The following is a 2,679-nucleotide window of genomic DNA, read 5'->3' as shown; positions in this document are numbered from 1 at the left end:
CATTCCATTCCTCACTCAGCCATTTCACGGGTTCTGTTCCAATATCTTTTGCCTCATCGGGCATGGCAATGGGGTTGATCTCCACGCCCCCTATTCCTGCCTTTTTCATGGAATCCAGCTCCCTTTTGATCTCATCTGCTTCAATGTGGTTCCCATTCCACCACCAACGGACAAAGGGACGGGCTTCGGGAGGCGGATCTACAAATCCCTGGTAAAGGGTATCATCCTGCTCCGTTTTACAACTCAATAGAAGCAAAATAACCGGCAATAAATAAAGAAGCTTTTTCATGACAACTAATTTGTAAATGATGAATAGATTGAATAATGATTGGTATAATATAAAGAATCTAACCTGCAACAGTTGCCACATCTACGAATACAACTTAATGACAACCAATGACTATAAATGACTGAATGACCATTCAATTCCATTTCAAGCCTAAGTTACTTTCCATAAATTGCCCTCAATAAAGGCCTATTCACTTTGATACCTCAACACTTCAAAATCCTCAAACAATCCGTAATCATCCAGATCATACTGACTGCCGGCGGGTTGGCCCTCGGAAATATAATAATAATTCCAGGGGCTCACGATACCCTCCGTAAAATCTCCGTGGTGCGGGCCTAACAGATTCTTGAAAGAACCTACCACTTCAACGGTCACTTCATTTTCGCCCTGATCAATCCACCGGGTAACATCCAGTTCATAAGGACGCCAACCTATAATGCCGGCCTTCTCCCCGTTTACTTTCACGCGGGCTACCGTTCCGTTCCATTCATTGAGTTGAACTTTGTAGCGTTGATCCTCCTCAGCCTCAATAGTTTTGGTGTAGGCTACCGAATGACTGTAGAAAGGTGCATGCTGGTCTTTCCAGGGCCCGATATCAAGATCCCGGGAAGGAATTATCTGGAACCCTTCTTCTGTGGCAGATAAACCAAAATCGCCCACCAGATAAACCGGCTCAATCTCTGCCCGGATGTGCATAGGCTGAATGCTTAGGGTGAGCGTGTTCTTGCCGGGTTGAATGTAATCTCCAATGTCAAATACTGCGAAAGAGCGATCCAGCCACCATTCTCCCTGTTCAGGCTGTATTTCACGCCCGTTGATTGTTACCGCATAAAGCTCTGCCCTTTCAATGACTGCATTCAAGGCATCAGGTACAAATTCACCGGCAGTTTCAAAAGTATAGGTTGCCGTGAAACCTGAATGCTCACCAAATTTTTCGCCCATATCCAGTATATTGGTTTTATACTGAACTGCTGCAGCCCAGGGATTATAGCCGGCTCTTCCATATCGTTCAAGTCCGTTGAGCTTATAGGCCGAATCTGCAGCCGCAGAAAAATAAAGGTCTTCAAACTGTTCTCCCTGAACGGTAAGATCAACATAATCCAGCGTAAACGCATTGGGAGAAGTTCTTTCTATATCAGTGCCGGATACCTGAATCGTTTCTTCATCTCCTGCTTTTTGTACTTTTCCGCTGGCGGCATCTGCTTCATCTTCATGAATAAAAAGCAGCAAGCTTCCTGCAGGTTCCAGATCAAACTGCATTTTTACGCGCTCTCCTTCCGCTTTTTCATAAGCATAAGGCTCAACTTCTCCGCTGAAGGCATTCAGCCTGGATACCCCCTCCCCATTGGTCTCAAATGATACGGAAGCCTTTCTCTTTTTATTAAAGTTGCTCCAGAATATGATTTGTCCGTCCTCCACCTGACGCCGGTGATGAAACACCTTGCCCTGTATATTCTGCGGTTTGTCCACTGTAAAATCCTTACTTTTCAGCAATTCCAGCGCTTCAGGATCCGAAATGGTCTCTGTCTGGTTCCAGCTTTCCCCGTTCCGGGCTATGAGCTTTTGAAAATCATCCGTTTTCAGGCCATCGATGTATTGAGGCGGTTCAGCCAGAGACAACACTTTGCCTCCATTGGAGATGTATTGCCTTAGCAGCTCAAATGTCGGCTGGTCCACATTCTTCATGTTTTCTGGCAATACCACCAGATCATACGACCGCTGACCAACAACAAAGCTATTATCAACTACTTCACCATGATCTTTGATGATGTTCTCGCATCCCAGATCATATTCAAGCTGGTATTTTTCCATCCTATCCAGCAAGCTTTCAAATTCTTTCCCCAGTTTACGGAAACCGTCTGCCGGCTCAACCGGGGAATAATACATCCAGGCAGTAGAAGTCGGCTCCAGCACAAGGGTTTTGTTGACTTGTTCTCCCATGGAAAGGGCGTAAGACAGGCGTTTGTAATACCGGGCCAGTACTCCGTAATCTTCCCAGTAGGGGGCGTGATAAGAAAATGACGGGGGATAATCGCCTTTTCTCCTTCCCTTGAGTGTCATATACGAGAGGTGTTGATTCATCAGGTTCACGCCCAGCACATATTCCCAATCCCCCAGGCGTTTCATATCTTCGAAGGAAAGGCTCCACCCGGAACCTCCATAGGTTTCAGACAATGTTCTTTTTCTGTCCAACTGGTTGGCCACGCTACTCAATTCCTTAACGGCACGGACATTGCCAAACTGGTCCGGTCTTTCTTCCTGAGTATTGAACAACATGTCGATACCCGGAACCTGGTGCCAGGCATACATGGCCATGTTGTCACCTCCGTGATGGGGTGAAGGCCATCCGTGTTCCCAGTAATGACCGGTCCACTTCAGGTGGTTTTCTT

General features: G+C 46.4%; 2 protein-coding genes. Both read right to left on the bottom strand.

Going from position 1 to position 2,679, the window contains the following annotated elements:
* The coding region (locus KGY70_20520; protein ID MBS3777590.1) for a hypothetical protein at window positions 1-289 on the bottom strand (289 nt) is incomplete at its 3' end.
* Window positions 290-475: 186 nt separating this feature from the next.
* Window positions 476-2,679 (bottom strand): hypothetical protein (locus KGY70_20515; protein MBS3777589.1); only part of this gene is annotated, 2,204 nt, incomplete at its 5' end.

It is taken from the genome of Bacteroidales bacterium (assembly GCA_018334875.1).
Lineage (GTDB): Bacteria > Bacteroidota > Bacteroidia > Bacteroidales > UBA12077 > JAGXLC01.
The sequence above is the reverse complement of the archived record's forward strand: the minus strand, read 5'-3'. Positions and strand labels throughout refer to the sequence as shown.